The organism is Enterobacter sp. BNK-8 (assembly GCF_048685095.1).
GTDB lineage: Bacteria > Pseudomonadota > Gammaproteobacteria > Enterobacterales > Enterobacteriaceae > Enterobacter > Enterobacter quasiroggenkampii.
In genome coordinates this window covers 3,523,726-3,541,082 of the sequence record NZ_JBLQTN010000001.1, presented here as the reverse complement: position 1 = coordinate 3,541,082, position 17,357 = coordinate 3,523,726, and the positions used below count along the sequence as shown (strand labels likewise).

The window sequence follows — 17,357 nt, the reverse complement described above, 5'->3', positions numbered from 1 at the left end:
ACAAGATGGCTCAACAGACTCCTTTGTACGAACAACACGTGTTATGCGGCGCCCGCATGGTGGACTTCCATGGCTGGATGATGCCGCTGCACTACGGCTCGCAGATTGATGAGCACCACGCGGTGCGCACCGATGCCGGTATGTTCGACGTGTCCCACATGACAATTGTCGATCTGCGCGGTAGCCGCACCCGGGAGTTTTTGCGTTATCTGCTGGCAAACGACGTCGCCAAACTGAAGACGCCGGGTAAAGCGCTCTATACCGGCATGCTGAATGCCTCGGGCGGCGTGATTGATGACCTTATCGTCTATTACTTCACTGAAGATTTCTTCCGCCTCGTTGTAAACTCCGCCACCCGCGAAAAAGACCTCTCCTGGATCACCCAACACGCCGAACCTTATGCCATCGACATCACCGTCCGTGACGATCTGTCGCTGATCGCCGTGCAGGGACCAAACGCGCAGGCGAAAGCCGCCTCTCTGTTTAACGACGAGCAGCGCAACGCCACCGCTGGCATGAAGCCGTTCTTTGGCGTGCAGGCGGGCGATCTGTTTATCGCCACCACCGGCTACACCGGTGAAGCGGGCTACGAAATTGCGATGCCAAACGAGAAGGCCGCTGATTTCTGGCGTGCGCTGGTGGAAGCGGGCGTGAAGCCTGCGGGTCTGGGCGCGCGCGATACGCTTCGTCTGGAAGCGGGCATGAACCTCTACGGTCAGGAGATGGATGAAGGTGTCTCTCCGCTGGCCGCCAATATGGGCTGGACCATCGCGTGGGAACCGGCTGACCGTGACTTTATCGGCCGTGAAGCGCTGGAGATGCAGCGCGAGAAGGGCACTGAACAACTGGTGGGCCTGGTAATGACCGAGAAGGGCGTGCTGCGCGGCGAACTGCCGGTGCGCTTTACCGATGCTGACGGCAATCCTCGCGAAGGCGTGATCACCAGCGGAACCTTCTCTCCGACGCTGGGCTACAGTATTGCACTGGCACGCGTGCCGGCGGGGATTGGCGAAACGGCGGTGGTGCAAATCCGCAACCGCGAAATGCCGGTCAACGTGACCAAACCGATTTTTGTTCGCGCCGGTAAGCCGGTCGCCTAATCATTTTTATCAGGAGAACTTCAATGAGCAATGTGCCAGCAGAACTGAAATACAGCAAAGAACACGAGTGGCTGCGCAAAGAGGCGGACGGCACTTACACCGTAGGGATCACCGAGCACGCGCAAGAGCTGCTGGGCGACATGGTGTTTGTTGACCTGCCTGACGTGGGCACGACCGTGAGCGCGGGCGACGACTGCGCCGTGGCGGAGTCCGTAAAAGCAGCATCCGATATCTACGCGCCGGTAAGCGGTGAAATTGTTGCCGTCAACGACGCGCTGAGCGATTCGCCAGAGCTGGTCAACAGCGAGCCTTATGAAGGCGGCTGGATCTTCAAGATCAAAGCCAGCGACGAATCCCAGGTTGCCGCGCTGCTGGATGCGACCGCATACGAAGCACTACTGGAAGACGAATAACGTTGTGCCGGATGGCGCTGCGCTTATCCGGCCTGGAGATCAACGTAGGCCCGGTAAGCGTTAGCGCCACCGGGCAACAGCGTTACAGATAACTACGATTCACTGCACGTTTCAGGAACCATCGCTCATGACACAGACTTTAAGCCAGCTTGAAAACCGTGGCGCCTTCATCGAACGTCACATTGGGCCGGATGCTCAGCAACAGCAGGAGATGCTAAAGACAGTTGGCGCGGATTCATTAAACGCACTGATCGGCCAGATTGTGCCAAAAGACATCCAGCTTGCCACGCCGCCTCAGGTGGGGGAAGCCACTACGGAATTCGCCGCGCTGGCGGAGCTGAAGGCCATCGCCGGCCTGAACAAGCGCTATAAGTCTTACATTGGCATGGGCTACACCAACGTGCAGTTACCGCCGGTGATCCTGCGCAACATGCTGGAAAACCCGGGCTGGTACACCGCCTATACGCCGTATCAGCCAGAAGTCTCCCAGGGCCGTCTGGAAGCGCTGCTGAACTTCCAGCAGGTGACGCTGGACCTGACCGGCATGGATATCGCCTCCGCTTCTCTGCTGGATGAAGCGACAGCTGCCGCCGAAGCGATGGCGATGGCTAAGCGCGTGAGCAAGCTGAAAAACGCTAACCGCTTCTTCGTGGCGGCGGACGTGCATCCTCAGACGCTGGACGTCGTGCGCACCCGTGCGGAAACCTTCGGCTTTGACGTGATTGTCGACGACGCTGACAAAGTGCTGGATCATCAGGATGTCTTTGGCGTGCTGCTGCAGCAGGTGGGCACCACCGGTGAAGTTCACGACTACGGCGCGCTGATTGCCGAGCTGAAATCCCGCAAGGTGGTTGTGAGCGTTGCCGCCGATTTTATGGCGCTGATGCTGCTGACGGCGCCGGGCAAACAGGGCGCGGATATCGTATTCGGCTCAGCACAGCGCTTCGGCGTACCGATGGGCTACGGCGGCCCGCACGCGGCGTTCTTCGGCGCGAAAGATGAATTCAAACGTTCCATGCCTGGCCGTATTATCGGCGTCTCCAAAGATGCTGCCGGTAATACCGCGCTGCGCATGGCGATGCAGACCCGCGAGCAGCATATCCGCCGCGAGAAAGCGAACTCCAACATCTGTACCTCACAGGTGCTGCTGGCTAACATCGCCAGCCTGTACGCCGTGTTCCACGGCCCGGCTGGCCTGAAACGCATTGCCAGCCGCATTCACCGCCTGGCCGATATCCTGGCCTGCGGCCTGCAGCAAAAAGGTCTTAAGCTGCGCCATGCCCACTACTTCGACACCCTGTGCGTGGACGTGGCGGACAAGGCCGCCGTGCTGGCCCGCGCGGACGCGGCAAAGATCAACCTGCGCAGCGACATCCACAACGCCGTCGGCATTACGCTGGATGAAAGCACCACCCGCGACGATATCCTGAACCTGTTCAGCGTGCTGCTGGGTGACGCGCACGGTCTGGACATTGATGCGCTCGACAAAGAAGTTGCGCTCGACAGCCGCTCCATTCAGGACAGCATGCTGCGTAACGACGCCATCCTGACGCACCCGGTCTTTAATCGCTACCACAGCGAAACCGAGATGATGCGTTACATGCACTCTCTGGAGCGCAAGGATCTGGCGCTGAACCAGGCGATGATCCCGTTGGGATCCTGCACCATGAAGCTGAACGCCGCGGCAGAGATGATCCCAATCACCTGGCCTGAATTCTCCGAGCTGCACCCGTTCTGCCCGCCAGAGCAGGCGGAAGGTTATCACGTGATGATCAACCAGCTTTCCGACTGGCTGGTGAAGCTGACCGGTTACGACGCGCTCTGCATGCAGCCGAACTCCGGCGCGCAGGGTGAATATGCGGGCCTGCTGGCAATCCGTCACTATCACGAAAGCCGCAACGAAGGCCATCGCGATATCTGCCTGATCCCAAGCTCCGCCCACGGCACCAACCCGGCCTCTGCCCAGATGGCGGGCATGGAAGTGGTGGTTGTGGCGTGCGATAAAAACGGCAACATCGACCTGGCTGACCTGCGCGCGAAAGCCGAGCAGGCGGGCGACCGACTCTCCTGCATCATGGTGACCTATCCGTCCACCCACGGCGTGTATGAAGAGACCATCCGTGAAGTGTGCGACGTGGTGCACCAGTTCGGCGGTCAGGTATACCTCGACGGCGCAAACATGAACGCGCAGGTGGGCATTACCTCGCCGGGCTTTATCGGTGCGGACGTATCGCACCTCAACCTGCACAAAACCTTCTGTATTCCGCACGGCGGTGGCGGCCCGGGCATGGGGCCAATCGGCGTGAAAGCGCACCTGGCGCCGTTTGTGCCGGGCCACAGCGTGGTTCAGATTGAAGGCATGCTGACCCGTCAGGGCGCGGTCTCTGCGGCACCGTTCGGTAGCGCCTCTATCCTGCCAATCAGCTGGATGTATATCCGCATGATGGGCGCGGAAGGGCTGAAGCAGGCGAGCCAGGTGGCCATTCTGAACGCCAACTATATTGCGACGCGCCTGAAGTCTGCCTTCCCGGTGCTCTATACCGGCCGCGACGGTCGCGTGGCGCATGAGTGCATCCTCGATATTCGTCCGCTGAAAGAGCAGACTGGCATTAGCGAGCTGGACATCGCCAAGCGTCTGATCGACTACGGCTTCCACGCGCCTACCATGTCGTTCCCGGTTGCGGGCACGCTGATGGTGGAGCCAACGGAGTCCGAAAGCAAAGCCGAGCTGGACCGCTTTATCGACGCGATGCTGGCCATCCGCATGGAGATCGATCGCGTGCAGGACGGTGAGTGGACGCTGGAAGATAACCCGTTGGTTAACGCCCCGCACACCCAGCACGAGATGGTGGCGGAGTGGAACCACGGTTATTCCCGCGAGCTGGCGGTCTTCCCGGCAGGTGTGGCGAACAAATACTGGCCGACCGTGAAGCGTCTCGATGACGTCTACGGCGACCGTAACCTGTTCTGCTCCTGCGTGCCGATGAGCGAATACCAGTAACATTGCTGATGTAGTAACGTAGGCCGGGTAAGGCGAAGCCGCCACCCGGCTTTTTTATTGGGAGAAGATAATGGCAATTGCACTGGTCACCGGCGCCAGCCGCGGCATCGGGAAAGCCACCGCGCTGCAGCTGGCTCGCGAAGGCTACACCGTGGCGGTGAACTATCATCACAACATTAACGCCGCGCAGGACGTCATCAGGCAGATTGTGGATGCGGGTGGTCAAGCCTTTGCTGTACGTGCAGACATCAGCGATGAAGCTCAGGTGCTGGCGATGTTTAACAGCCTCGATCGCGAAGGCGAGCCGTTGACCGCGCTGGTCAATAATGCGGGGATCCTGTTTGAGCAGTCCACCATCGAGAATCTCTCCGCCGAGCGCATTAACCGTGTCCTGGCGACCAACGTCACGGGCTATTTCCTCTGCTGTCGGGAAGCGGTAAAACGCATGTCCTTCAAACATGGCGGCAAGGGCGGGGCGATAGTGAATGTCTCTTCCGCAGCGTCCCGTCTGGGCGCGCCGGGTGAATATGTGGATTACGCCGCGTCCAAGGGGGCGGTGGATTCGCTGACAACGGGTTTATCGCTGGAGGTCGCGGCGCAGGGCATTCGCGTTAACTGCGTCCGTCCCGGTCTGATCTATACCGATATCCATGCTTCCGGCGGAGAGCCGAGGCGAGTGGATCGCGTAAAATCGTTACTGCCGATGCAGCGCGGCGGCCAGCCGGAAGAGGTCGCCCAGGCGATTGTCTGGCTGCTGAGCGAAAAGGCGTCGTATGTGACGGGGAGTTTTATAGAGCTGGCGGGCGGGAAATAAAAGCCGGGTGGCGGCTTCGCCTTACCCGGCCTACTGTTCGTGTAGGCCCGGTAAGCGCAGCGCCACCGGGCAAAAAATCACAGCGCCTCGCCGTTGCTGGCAATCACGCCCTTATACCACTCGAAGCTCTTCTTACGGGAACGCGACATGTCGCCCGTGCCGTCGTCGTGCTTGTTCACGTAGATAAAGCCGTAGCGCTTGCTGTACTGGCCGGTGGTAAACGACACGCAGTCGATACAGCCCCATGGCGTATAGCCCATCAGATCCACGCCATCGTGGGTAACGGCTTTGATCATCTCTTCCACGTGGGCACGCAGGTAGTCGATGCGATAGTCATCGTTGATGCTGCCGTCTTCTTCTACCTTGTCGTAGGCGCCGAAGCCGTTTTCCACGATAAACAGCGGTTTCTGGTAACGCTCGTACAGTTCGCACAGGGAATAGCGCAGGCCTACCGGGTCAATCTGCCAGCCCCAGTCGGAGGCCTTCACGTGCGGGTTCGGTACGCTGCCTTCGAAACCGGAAATGGCATCGCCGGTACCGCCTTCCGCCTTCACTGCGTTGGTCATGTAGTAGCTGAAGCCTAAGTAGTCGCAGGTGCCTTCACGCAGGATCTGCTCGTCGCCCGCTTCCATTTTGATGGAGAAGCCACGGCGTTCCCACTCATTCAGGACGTAAGATGGGTAGTAACCCCGCAGCTGGACGTCGGTAAAGACGTAGCGCTCGCGCATTGATTCCTGGGCGAACATCACGTCTTCCGGTTTGCAGGAGAACGGATAGAGCGCCACCATCGCCAGCATGCATCCGACTTTCATCTCCGGGTTGATGCGGCGCGCGGCCTTCACCGCCAGGGCACTGGCCACAAACTGGTGGTGCAGGACCTGATACATGGTCTCTTCCGGATTTTCATGTTCGGTATAGACCACGCCCGAGCAGCAGTAGCCGAAGAGCGGCGCGCGCCAGTTACGCTGGTTGTTGATTTCGTTGAAGGTCATCCAGTATTTGACCTTGTTTTTGTAGCGCTCGAAGACCACTTCCGCGAAGCGCACAAAGAAATCGACCACTTTACGGTTGGTCCAGCTACCGTACTCCTTCACCAGGTGCAGCGGCATTTCGAAGTGGGAGAGGGTGATCACCGGTTCGATGTTGTATTTCAGCAACTCATCGAACATGTCGTCGTAAAACTTCAGCCCTTCTTCGTTTGGCTGCGTTTCGTCACCGTTCGGGAAGATACGCGTCCAGGCAATCGAGGTGCGGAAACACTTGAAGCCCATCTCGGCAAAAAGCTTAATGTCTTCTTTGTAATGGCCGTGGAAATCAATCGCCTCATGATTGGGATAATATTTCCCCGGCACCACGTCCTGCGTGATTTCGCGCGGTACGCCGTGTGCGCCGCCGGTTAATACGTCGCAAATGCTTGGCCCTTTGCCGCCTTTGTTCCAGCCGCCTTCAACCTGGTGAGCGGCAACCGCGCCACCCCATAAAAAATCTTTTGGTAAGGTCAATTTTTTCATCGCTGCTATTCTCAATAAATGGCTTATTGGCATCGAGTCTAGCAAAGCGAAATTAAATGTCACGATATAACAAATTGGGCATAATGTGATTTGTTACATCAAAAAAACAGGATGTTTTATTCTGCAAGTTTCTTCGCCAGCTTACGGCCGAGAGATTCCAGAATATAGATGACGGGAATTTGCGTGGTGATATCGTAGACGCCCGCAATACGCGTCTGGGGAACGTGCCAGGAGAGATTAAAGTCCGCCAGTTTTGCGAGACGCGAGTGCTCGTGGCTGGTAATGGAGAGCACCTTGCAATGATGCAGGCTAAACTGGCTGGCGAAGCGCAGGATCTCCTCGGTCTCACCCGAGACGGAGAGCACAATCGCCAGCGCATTTTTCGCCATGTCATTGGTGACCGGGAAATAAGGGTCATCAATATGGTTACTGAATTTTCCGATATTAGAAAAGAAACGTGCGCCATATTTTGCCAGCGAGCCTGACGTTCCTGCGCCGACAAATATAATGCGTTCCGACGATAAAATAATATCGACCGCACTATCTAATAACGCGTCGAACTCTTCATTATTTACGCTTTTAAAGAAGCTGATAATTTCGCTGGCGCCGAAATTCGCCTGCTGGGGCTCGTTTTGTTCAAGATAAAGCTTAAAGCGTACGCGAAACTCCGAGTAGCCTTCGCAGTTAAGCTTGCGGCAAAAGCGCAGGATAGTGGTCGTCGAGACACCCGCCGCATCCGCCAGCTCGCGGATGGTCATGTACATGACTTTGTCACGGTTTTTAATGACATAATTGTAGACCATCATCTCCAGGTTATTGAGACTGGCAATGGCGGAGTGGGTAAAGATACTCACAATGGCATAACTCTTATTCAGACCTCATGTATCCATCATAACATGCGGCCAGACGGCAGGATCCATTTTTATGCTCTTGATTCTTAATGGTTAAATTTTAATGTGAACAAATGTTAGGTGAAAAATTCATTTATGCCTATGATTTTAAGGTATAAATCCTGAAGTGAAATTATTTTAGCTAACAGGTGTTCACTGGAATCATTCTCAGTTAGCATAGTGATGCGATGAATAATCATCTTTTGTTTTCCCGGAGTTTTGTATGGTGAGTAGACCATTAATCGCACAGGGATATTCGCTGGCTGAGGAAATAGCCAACAGCATCAGCCACGGCATTGGCCTGGTGTTTGGGATTGTCGGTTTAGTGTTATTGCTGGTGCAGGCGGTCGATGCCAATGCCAGCGCAATGGCTATTACCAGCTACAGCCTGTATGGCGGAAGCATGATCCTGCTATTTCTGGCCTCGACGCTGTATCACGCGATCCCGCATCAGCGGGCCAAGATGTGGCTCAAGAAGTTTGACCACTGCGCTATCTACCTTCTTATTGCAGGCACCTACACGCCGTTTCTGCTGGTGGGGCTCAACTCACCGCTGTCGCGCGGCCTGATGATTGTTATCTGGAGCCTGGCGCTGCTCGGGATCCTGTTTAAGCTCACCATTGCGCACCGGTTTAAAGTGCTGTCGCTGGTCACCTATCTGACCATGGGCTGGCTGTCGCTGATCGTGGTGTACCAGCTGGCAATCAAACTGTCGATAGGGGGCGTCACGCTTCTGGCCTTAGGCGGCGTGGTGTATTCGCTCGGCGTCATTTTCTACGTCTGCAAGCGTATTCCGTACAACCATGCCATCTGGCACGGCTTTGTGCTGGGCGGCAGCGTGTGCCACTTTTTGGCGATTTATTTGTATGTGGGGCAGGCGTAGTTTTTTGTCGGGTGGCGGCTTCGCCTTACCCGACCTACGGGATTTGTAGGCCCGGTAAGCGCAGGGCCACCGGGCGATACAGCATCACTCTTCCAGTGAATAGGGCAGAGGCTCGATGCTCAGTGTGTTCACATCGTCACGCACGCGGAACACGCTGTCCGCTTCCATGTCGTTGTTCATAACGGCCTGCACCAGAAGACGTCCATCATCCAGCTGTACGGCGGCTAATACGGTGCCGGTACGGCGCCAGTTTTCACCCATCTTCAGCTCTAAATCTTCCCCTGCTTCAGGTACGCGGCTGGCATGGCCCGCGAGTGTCCATAACGCGCGTTTGTTTGCCCCGCGGAATTTTGCTCGTGCGACCATCTCCTGGCCGGTATAGCAGCCTTTTTTAAAGCTGATGCCGCCCAGCGCCTGCAGGTTCGTTGCCTGAGGAATAAACTGCGCGCTGTTTGCGGCGTCAATGATCGGCAGACCCGCTTCGATATTCAGCGCCAGCCACTGCTGACTGTTGTTAAGCTGCGCTTCGCCGCGCAGCGCCTCGGTGACGCGCTCGGCGGTTTCAGCATCGGTGACTAACAGAAAACGCTCTGCCGGGTGTTCAAACCACAGGATGGAGGTCGCGCCTTCGCTGACGAGCTGCTTTTCCGCATCCGGCAGTTCGCTGAAGAGATTTTTCAGCGCCGCACGCGCCTGGAAGCCGGCCACACCCAGCAGGACATGTTCGTCGTCCGGGGCGATAGTGACTTTGGAGAAGACCGCGTATTTTTTCAGCTCTTTGAGCTGGGCGTCACGCAGGCTGCGGCGCTCAATAAAGGCAAAACCGTCCTGACGGCGGAACAGACGCAGGTTGCTCCACATTTTACCTTTTGGGTCGCAATGGGCGGCCAGCAGGTGCTGGTGTTCGGTCATCTGACTGACGTCGGCGGTCACCTGGCCCTGCAGATATTTTTCGGCGTCGGCACCGGTGAGCGTCGCCAGCGCCCAGTCATCAAGAGAAATAAGCGTCAGCGGCAGACGCGCAGAGGCGGCGGGCTGGCGAGGAGAAAATGGTGTAAAGGCCATAACGATATCCTGAATTGCTTAACGCTTTGATAATGCCTAATGGTAAAAGAGCCTGCAGGCAATGCAAGCGCTTTCAACAGGCCATTTGTGCCATAAACCGGTTGTGCGTAACACCACGCAAAATAATGTAATCCGCTGTCTTTGTAGGGATTATTCTGGAAGCCTGCTCGTCGATCGCAATATTCCAGTAATGAAACGCTCAAAAACACGTTACACTAGCTGGTGTCCCCGTAGAGAAATAAAGAACACTGAATGGGGTACCGACTGTGCCAAACGTAATGCAGGAAACTGAACATGGATATTAACAACAAGGCCCGTATTCACTGGGCGTGCCGTCGCGGCATGCGTGAACTTGATATTTCCATCATGCCTTTCTTCGAATATGAGTATGACACCTTAAGCGACGATGATAAGCGTCTGTTTGTTCGCCTGCTTGAGTCTGACGATCCGGATTTATTCAACTGGCTGATGAACCACGGCAAACCCGCCGACACCGAGTTGCAACGGATGGTGCAATTAATTCAAACACGGAATCGGGAACGTGGTCCTGTGGCAATCTGATCTTCGCGTCTCGTGGCGCTCGCAGTGGATGTCTTTGTTGCTCCACGGCCTGGTTGCGGCCTTTGTGTTACTGATGCCGTGGCCGCTGAGCTATACGCCGCTGTGGCTGCTGTTACTCTCGTTTGTCGTGTTTGACAGCGTACGCAGCCAGCGTCGCATTAATGCCCGTCAGGGAGAGATCAAGCTACTGATGGATTCCCGCCTGCGCTGGCAGGGAAAAGAGTGGGATATTCTCGGTATGCCCTGGATGCTCAACTGCGGCATGATGTTACGGTTACGCAAGGTGGACGGCGGGCGTTGCCAGCATCTTTGGCTGGCGGCTGACAGTATGGATGCTGCCGAGTGGCGAGACCTGCGCCGGATGCTGTTGCAACAGACGACGCAGGGGTAATAGGCGTTAGCTAAACTTTTCTGCCATTTCGCCCAGAATCTGCTCGCACCAGTTTTGCAGGCGTTCATCGCTAAGATCGTACTGGTTGGTTTCATCCAGCGCGAGCCCAACAAACAGCTCGCCGTCGGCAATAATCGGCTTTTTACTGGTGAACTCGTAACCTTCGGTTGGCCAGTAGCCGATGAACGACACCCCTTTCGGCGCCAGCTTGTCGTGCAGCATGCCGAGCGCGTCCAGGAACCACTCCCCGTAACCCAGCTGATCTCCCATCCCGTACATGGCAACAATCTTGCCGTCGAGATTGACTGAATCGAGTTGCTCCCAGATGGCTTCCCAGTCTTCCTGTATCTCACCAAAGTCCCAAGTTGGGATGCCGAGGATCAGCACATCGTACTGTTCCATCAGCGCGACCGCGTCATCTTTCAGGTTATGCAACGTCACCAGTTCCGGGCCAATGATGTCGCGAATTTTCTCTGCCGCCATTTCGGTGTAGCAGGTGCTGGAACCATAGAACAGACCAATATTCATCGCGTAACAATCTCAATTCTTGCGTTGACTTTGCGCGTAGTGTACCAGAAACCGGTCACAATCAGGCATAATGACCTGACTGCAGAATCAAAGGGGCTGATGTGGAAAAGGATCTCGCACTCGTTGAACAGTTTCTCGACGCGCTGTGGCTGGAAAAAAATCTGGCCGAGAATACGCTCAGCGCCTATCGGCGCGATCTTACCATGCTGGTGGAGTGGCTGGCCCGTCGGCAGCTCTCGCTGGCGAGCGCGCAAAGCGACGACCTGCAGGCACTGCTCGGTGAACGTGTCGAAGGGGGCTACAAAGCGACCAGTTCTGCGCGCTTGCTCAGCGCCATGCGTCGGCTGTTCCAGCATCTCTACCGTGAGAAGATCCGCGAGGACGATCCCAGCGCGCTGCTGGCATCCCCAAAACTTCCGCAGCGGCTGCCGAAAGATCTGAGCGAAGCACAAGTTGAGAGATTATTACAGTCACCGGCAGTTGACCTGCCGCTGGAGTTACGCGATAAAGCCATGCTTGAGCTATTGTATGCTACCGGCCTGCGCGTTTCGGAACTGGTTGGCCTGACGATGAGCGACATCAGCCTGCGTCAGGGCGTGGTGCGCGTCATCGGTAAAGGAAACAAGGAAAGGCTGGTTCCGCTGGGCGAAGAGGCGGTTTACTGGCTGGAAACGTATCTGGAGCACGGTCGCCCGTGGCTGCTCAACGGCGCATCTATCGACGTTCTGTTTCCGAGCCAGCGCGCACAGCAGATGACGCGGCAAACGTTCTGGCATCGCATCAAGCATTACGCCACACTGGCCGGTATCGACAGTGAAAAGCTTTCGCCGCACGTATTGCGTCATGCCTTCGCGACGCATCTGCTCAACCACGGCGCGGATTTACGCGTGGTGCAGATGCTGCTGGGACATAGCGATCTTTCCACGACGCAAATTTACACCCATGTCGCGACGGAACGCCTGCGGCAGCTACACCAACAGCACCACCCTCGTGCGTGAGTGCCGACGAATTGTAACAGGATCAACTATGAAAAAGAGTTTCGCGCTGTTCACCCTGCTGGCAGCCTCCTTTACCGGTTTCGCCCATGCTGACGACGCCGCTATCAAACAGTCGCTCGCTAAGCTTGGCGTCACCGGCAGCGATATTCAGCCAGCACCGGTCGCCGGAATGAAAACGGTACTGACCAACAGCGGCGTGCTGTACGTCACCGAAGACGGAAAACACATTATTCAGGGGCCAATGTACGACGTGAGCGGCGCGCAGCCGGTCAACGTGACCAACCAGCTGCTAATGAAAAACCTGAACGCGCTCGAAAAAGAGATGATCGTCTATAAGGCGGCGCAGGAAAAACACGTCATTACCGTCTTCACCGACATCACCTGCGGCTACTGCCACAAGCTGCATGAAGAGATGAAAGATTACAACGCGCTGGGTATTACCGTGCGCTATCTGGCCTTCCCGCGCGCGGGCGTACAGAGCCAGCCAGAGCAGGACATGAAGGCCATCTGGTGTGCGAAAGACCGCAACAAAGCCTTTGATGATGCGATGAGCGGAAAAGAGGTTAAGCCAGCCTCCTGCGATATCGACATTGCTAACCACTACGCGCTGGGCGTGCAGTTTGGCGTGAGCGGTACGCCAGCGATTGTCCTGAGCAACGGGTATGTCGTTCCGGGCTATCAGGGACCAAAAGAGATGAAAGAGTTCCTCGACGCGCACCAGAAACAGGTTAGTGGTAAATAATCCGCGTGAAAGCCCCGATAAAATTGCGCCGCCGCGAGGCGGTTGAACCGGTTGATTTACCGGACGATCTCCCGCCGCTGCTGAAGCGCCTCTACGCCAGCCGCGGCGTGCGTCGCGCTGAAGATCTTGAACGCAGCGTGAAAGGGATGCTGCCCTGGCAGCAGCTGAACGGCATCGAAAAAGCCACTGAAATGCTCTACCACGCCCTGCGTGAGGGCACGCGCATCGTGGTGGTAGGGGATTTCGACGCCGACGGCGCCACCAGCACCGCGCTGAGCGTGCTCAGCCTGCGCGCGCTGGGCTGCGATAACGTCACGTATCTGGTGCCGAACCGTTTTGAAGACGGCTACGGACTCAGCCCGGAAGTGGTCGATCAGGCCCACGCCCGCGGTGCTCAGATGATCATGACCGTCGATAACGGGATCTCTTCCCATGCGGGGGTTGATCATGCCCACGCGCTGGGGATCCCGGTGCTGGTTACCGATCACCATCTCCCCGGTGAAACGCTGCCTGCCGCCGAGGCGATTATTAACCCCAACCTGCGCGACTGTGATTTTCCGTCGAAATCCCTTGCGGGCGTAGGCGTGGCGTTTTATCTGATGCTGGCGTTGCGTACCCTGTTACGCGACAAGGGCTGGTTCGAATCCCGCGGTATTGCCGTACCAAACCTGGCCGAATATCTCGATCTGGTGGCGCTGGGTACCGTCGCTGACGTGGTCCCGCTCGATACCAATAACCGTATTTTGACCTGGCAGGGCTTGAGCCGTATCCGGGCAGGCAAGTGCCGCCCGGGGATCAAGGCGCTGCTGGAAATCGCCAACCGCGACCCGCTCAAGCTGGCGGCAAGCGATTTGGGCTTTGCCCTCGGGCCGCGCCTGAACGCGGCCGGAAGACTGGACGATATGTCCGTTGGCGTCGCGCTGCTGCTGTGCGACAACATCGGTGAAGCGCGCGTGCTGGCCAACGAGCTGGACGCCCTGAACCAGACACGTAAAGAGATTGAGCAGGGGATGCAGGCCGAAGCGCTGACCCTGTGCGAAAAGCTTGAACGCAGCGGTGATACGCTGCCGGGCGGCCTGGCGATGTACCATCCCGAGTGGCATCAGGGCGTGGTCGGCATTCTGGCGTCGCGCATCAAAGAGCGCTTCCACCGCCCGGTGATCGCCTTCGCTCCCGCAGGCGACGGCACGCTGAAAGGCTCTGGCCGCTCGATTCAGGGGCTGCACATGCGCGACGCGCTGGAGCGTCTCGATACGCTGTATCCGGGCTTGATGATCAAGTTCGGCGGCCATGCGATGGCGGCAGGCCTGTCGCTGGAAGAGGCGAAATTCGACGAGTTCCAGCGCCTCTTCGGCGAGCTGGTCACCGACTGGATTGACCCGGCCCTGCTGCAGGGTGAAGTGGTGTCCGATGGCGAGCTTTCACCGCTTGAGATGACGATGGACGTGGCGCAAATGCTCCGCGATGCCGGTCCATGGGGGCAGATGTTCCCGGAGCCGCTGTTCGACGGCCGTTTCCGCCTGCTGCAGCAACGCATCGTCGGCGAACGTCATCTGAAGGTGATGGTTGAACCGGTCGGCGGCGGCCCGCTGCTGGACGGTATTGCCTTTAACGTTGACACAGCGGTATGGCCGGACAACGGCGTACGTGAGGTCGAGCTGGCGTACAAACTGGACATCAACGAGTTTCGCGGTAACCGCACCCTTCAGATCATCATCGACAATATCTGGCCAATTTAGCGGCAGTAATCTCTATAAAAAAGGGCGTGGATTCGGTACAATCCCGCTCTTATCACCGCATTTTGACAAGTCCATAAAAGAAAACAGACCATGTTTGAAATTAATCCGGTAAAAAACCGTATTCAGGACCTCACGGAGCGCTCTGACGTTCTTAGGGGGTATCTTTGACTACGATGCCAAGAAAGAGCGTCTTGAAGAAGTAAACGCCGAGCTGGAACAGCCGGACGTCTGGAACGAACCTGAACGCGCACAGGCGCTGGGTAAAGAGCGTTCCTCTCTCGAAGCTATCGTAGATACGCTGGATCAAATGGCCCAGGGGCTGGAAGATGTTTCCGGTTTGCTGGAGCTGGCCGTCGAAGCTGACGACGAAGAAACCTTTAACGAAGCCGTAGCAGAACTCGACGTGCTGGAAGAGAAGCTGGCGCAGCTTGAATTCCGTCGCATGTTCTCCGGCGAATACGACAGCGCTGACTGTTATCTCGATATTCAGGCAGGTTCCGGTGGTACCGAAGCGCAGGACTGGGCCAGCATGCTGATGCGTATGTATCTGCGCTGGGCCGAAGCGCGCGGCTTCAAAACCGAAATTATCGAAGAGTCTGAAGGTGAAGTGGCCGGTATTAAATCCGTCACCATCAAGGTCATCGGTGATTACGCCTATGGCTGGCTGCGCACTGAAACCGGCGTTCACCGCCTGGTGCGTAAGAGCCCGTTCGACTCCGGCGGCCGTCGTCATACCTCCTTCAGCTCCGCGTTTGTTTACCCGGAAGTTGATGAAGATATCGATATCGAAATTAACCCGGCGGACCTGCGTATCGACGTTTATCGCGCATCCGGCGCGGGCGGCCAGCACGTTAACCGTACGGAATCGGCGGTGCGTATTACCCACATTCCAACCGGGCTGGTAACGCAATGCCAGAACGACCGTTCCCAGCATAAGAACAAAGACCAGGCCATGAAGCAGATGAAAGCGAAGCTTTATGAGCTGGAGATGCAGAAGAAAAATGCTGAGAAACAGGCGATGGAAGACAATAAATCTGACATCGGCTGGGGCAGCCAGATCCGTTCTTACGTCCTTGATGACTCCCGCATCAAAGACCTGCGTACCGGGGTTGAAACCCGCAACACGCAGGCGGTGCTGGACGGCAGCCTGGACCAATTTATCGAAGCAAGTTTGAAAGCAGGGTTATGAGGAACCAACATGTCTGAACAACAAGCACAGGGCGCTGACGCGGTAGTCGATCTTAACAACGAACTGAAAACCCGCCGCGAGAAGCTGGCAGCGCTGCGCGAGCAGGGCGTGCCGTTCCCGAACGATTTTCGTCGTGACCACACCTCAGACCAACTGCACGCTGACTTCGACGCGAAAGAGAACGAAGAGCTGGAAGCGCTGAACGTTGAAGTGGCCGTTGCGGGCCGCATGATGACCCGTCGTATCATGGGTAAAGCCTCCTTCGTGACCCTGCAGGACGTTGGCGGCCGTATCCAGCTGTACGTTTCCCGTGACGATCTGCCGGAAGGCATCTACAACGAGCAGTTCAAGAAGTGGGACCTGGGCGATATCCTGGGCGCGAAAGGTAAACTGTTCAAAACCAAAACCGGTGAACTGTCTATCCATTGCACCGAGCTGCGTTTGCTGACCAAAGCCCTGCGCCCGCTGCCGGACAAATTCCACGGCCTGCAGGATCAGGAAGCGCGCTATCGTCAGCGCTACCTGGATCTCATCTCTAACGATGAATCCCGCAAGACCTTCAAAATTCGCTCCCAGATTATGGCCGGTATCCGCCAGTTCATGGTGAACCGCGACTTTATGGAAGTGGAAACCCCGATGATGCAGGTGATCCCTGGCGGCGCGTCTGCGCGTCCGTTCATCACCCATCACAACGCCCTGGACCTGGACATGTACCTGCGTATCGCGCCGGAACTGTACCTGAAGCGTCTGGTGGTTGGTGGTTTTGACCGCGTGTTCGAGATCAACCGTAACTTCCGTAACGAAGGGATCTCCGTTCGTCATAACCCAGAGTTCACCATGATGGAACTCTATATGGCGTATGCGGATTACAAAGATCTGATCGAGCTGACCGAATCCCTGTTCCGTACGCTGGCGCAGGATATTCTGGGCACCACGCAGGTTCCTTACGGTGAAGAAGTCTTCGACTTCGGCAAGCCGTTCGAAAAACTGACCATGCGCGAAGCGATCAAGAAGTACCGTCCGGAAACTAACATGGCCGATCTGGATAACTTCGATTCTGCGAAAGCGATCGCCGAAAGCATCGGTATCAAGGTAGAGAAGAGCTGGGGTCTGGGCCGTATCGTGACCGAGATCTTCGAAGAAGTGGCCGAAGCGCACCTGATTCAGCCGACCTTCATTACCGAGTACCCGGCTGAAGTCTCTCCGCTGGCGCGTCGTAATGACCAGAACCCTGAAATCACTGACCGCTTCGAATTCTTCATCGGCGGCCGTGAAATCGGCAACGGCTTTAGCGAGCTGAACGATGCGGAAGACCAGGCTCAGCGCTTCCAGGATCAGGTTGACGCGAAGGCGGCAGGCGACGACGAAGCGATGTTCTTCGACGAAGACTACGTGACCGCGCTGGAGCACGGCCTGCCACCAACGGCAGGTCTGGGGATTGGTATCGACCGTATGGTGATGCTGTTCACCAACAGCCACACCATCCGTGACGTGATCCTGTTCCCGGCGATGCGCCCGGTGAAATAAGGCGT

Annotated in this window: 16 protein-coding genes; 12 read left to right on the top strand and 4 right to left on the bottom strand. The window is 56.8% G+C overall.

Annotated features, from left to right (window positions below):
* The first annotated feature begins 5 nt into the window (after positions 1–5).
* From gcvT to ACMGGU_RS17025, 4 genes are all read left to right on the top strand, one after another.
* Positions 6–1,100 (top strand): glycine cleavage system aminomethyltransferase GcvT, encoded by a 1,095-nt coding sequence (gcvT, locus tag ACMGGU_RS17040; protein ID WP_045910150.1) that lies wholly within the window; start codon positions 6–8, stop codon positions 1,098–1,100.
* A gap of 23 nt (positions 1,101–1,123) precedes the next feature.
* A complete protein-coding gene (gcvH, locus tag ACMGGU_RS17035) occupies positions 1,124–1,513 on the top strand; it encodes a glycine cleavage system protein GcvH (protein WP_008499718.1) in 390 nt (129 codons plus the stop codon).
* A 127-nt stretch (positions 1,514–1,640) separates the two neighbouring features.
* Entirely contained in the window at positions 1,641–4,514 is a 2,874-nt protein-coding gene (gene gcvP, locus ACMGGU_RS17030; protein ID WP_395299560.1) for an aminomethyl-transferring glycine dehydrogenase, read from the top strand.
* A 70-nt stretch (positions 4,515–4,584) separates the two neighbouring features.
* Positions 4,585–5,328: an SDR family oxidoreductase gene (locus ACMGGU_RS17025; protein ID WP_420300760.1), complete on the top strand. Its 744-nt coding sequence runs from the start codon at positions 4,585–4,587 to the stop codon at positions 5,326–5,328.
* Between the two features lie 77 nt (positions 5,329–5,405).
* Here ACMGGU_RS17025 and bglA read toward each other — a convergent pair whose 3' ends face one another.
* Both bglA and ACMGGU_RS17015 read right to left on the bottom strand, forming a co-directional pair.
* Positions 5,406–6,839, bottom strand: a complete 1,434-nt coding sequence (gene bglA / locus ACMGGU_RS17020; protein WP_023294510.1) for a 6-phospho-beta-glucosidase BglA — start codon at positions 6,837–6,839, stop codon at positions 5,406–5,408.
* 116 nt (positions 6,840–6,955) lie between these two features.
* Positions 6,956–7,687 carry a MurR/RpiR family transcriptional regulator gene (locus tag ACMGGU_RS17015; protein ID WP_021242053.1) on the bottom strand — a complete coding sequence of 244 codons (732 nt, stop codon included), beginning with the start codon at positions 7,685–7,687 and terminating at the stop codon, positions 6,956–6,958.
* Between the two features lie 265 nt (positions 7,688–7,952).
* Here ACMGGU_RS17015 and trhA point away from each other — a divergent pair, with 265 nt between their 5' ends.
* The gene (gene trhA / locus ACMGGU_RS17010; protein WP_045335239.1) at positions 7,953–8,612 is read left to right on the top strand and encodes a PAQR family membrane homeostasis protein TrhA; all 660 of its coding nucleotides are present in this window, start codon (positions 7,953–7,955) and stop codon (positions 8,610–8,612) included.
* Positions 8,613–8,696: 84 nt separating this feature from the next.
* On the opposite strand, the gene ygfZ is transcribed toward trhA, so the two are convergent.
* The gene (gene ygfZ, locus ACMGGU_RS17005) at positions 8,697–9,677 is read right to left on the bottom strand and encodes a tRNA-modifying protein YgfZ (protein ID WP_045909913.1); all 981 of its coding nucleotides are present in this window, start codon (positions 9,675–9,677) and stop codon (positions 8,697–8,699) included.
* A gap of 294 nt (positions 9,678–9,971) precedes the next feature.
* On the opposite strand from ygfZ, the gene sdhE reads away from it, so the two are divergent.
* Positions 9,972–10,238 carry an FAD assembly factor SdhE gene (gene sdhE, locus ACMGGU_RS17000; RefSeq protein ID WP_006178375.1) on the top strand — a complete coding sequence of 89 codons (267 nt, stop codon included), beginning with the start codon at positions 9,972–9,974 and terminating at the stop codon, positions 10,236–10,238.
* Positions 10,219–10,629, top strand: coding sequence for a protein YgfX (locus ACMGGU_RS16995; RefSeq protein ID WP_021242050.1), 411 nt, complete (start codon positions 10,219–10,221; stop codon positions 10,627–10,629). The genes sdhE and ACMGGU_RS16995 overlap by 20 nt, the downstream gene beginning before the upstream one ends.
* A 6-nt stretch (positions 10,630–10,635) precedes the next feature.
* Here ACMGGU_RS16995 and fldB read toward each other — a convergent pair whose 3' ends face one another.
* Positions 10,636–11,157 (bottom strand): flavodoxin FldB, encoded by a 522-nt coding sequence (gene fldB, locus ACMGGU_RS16990; protein ID WP_395299559.1) that lies wholly within the window; start codon positions 11,155–11,157, stop codon positions 10,636–10,638.
* A 101-nt stretch (positions 11,158–11,258) separates the two neighbouring features.
* On the opposite strand from fldB, the gene xerD reads away from it, so the two are divergent.
* From xerD to lysS, 5 genes are all read left to right on the top strand, one after another.
* The gene (gene xerD, locus ACMGGU_RS16985; RefSeq protein ID WP_008499709.1) at positions 11,259–12,155 is read left to right on the top strand and encodes a site-specific tyrosine recombinase XerD; all 897 of its coding nucleotides are present in this window, start codon (positions 11,259–11,261) and stop codon (positions 12,153–12,155) included.
* A 28-nt stretch (positions 12,156–12,183) separates the two neighbouring features.
* Positions 12,184–12,897 carry a bifunctional protein-disulfide isomerase/oxidoreductase DsbC gene (dsbC, locus tag ACMGGU_RS16980; RefSeq protein WP_023333302.1) on the top strand — a complete coding sequence of 238 codons (714 nt, stop codon included), beginning with the start codon at positions 12,184–12,186 and terminating at the stop codon, positions 12,895–12,897.
* A 5-nt stretch (positions 12,898–12,902) separates the two neighbouring features.
* Complete coding sequence (gene recJ, locus ACMGGU_RS16975; protein ID WP_048029122.1) at positions 12,903–14,636, top strand: single-stranded-DNA-specific exonuclease RecJ; 1,734 nt, start codon at positions 12,903–12,905, stop codon at positions 14,634–14,636.
* A 90-nt stretch (positions 14,637–14,726) separates the two neighbouring features.
* A protein-coding gene (gene prfB / locus ACMGGU_RS16970) for a peptide chain release factor 2 (protein WP_102046748.1) occupies positions 14,727–15,825 on the top strand; the annotation gives its coding sequence in 2 pieces (ribosomal slippage) (positions 14,727–14,801 and positions 14,803–15,825; 1,098 coding nt in all).
* Positions 15,826–15,834: 9 nt separating this feature from the next.
* A complete protein-coding gene (gene lysS / locus ACMGGU_RS16965) occupies positions 15,835–17,352 on the top strand; it encodes a lysine--tRNA ligase (RefSeq protein ID WP_021242046.1) in 1,518 nt (505 codons plus the stop codon).
* The last annotated feature ends 5 nt before the right edge of the window (positions 17,353–17,357 follow it).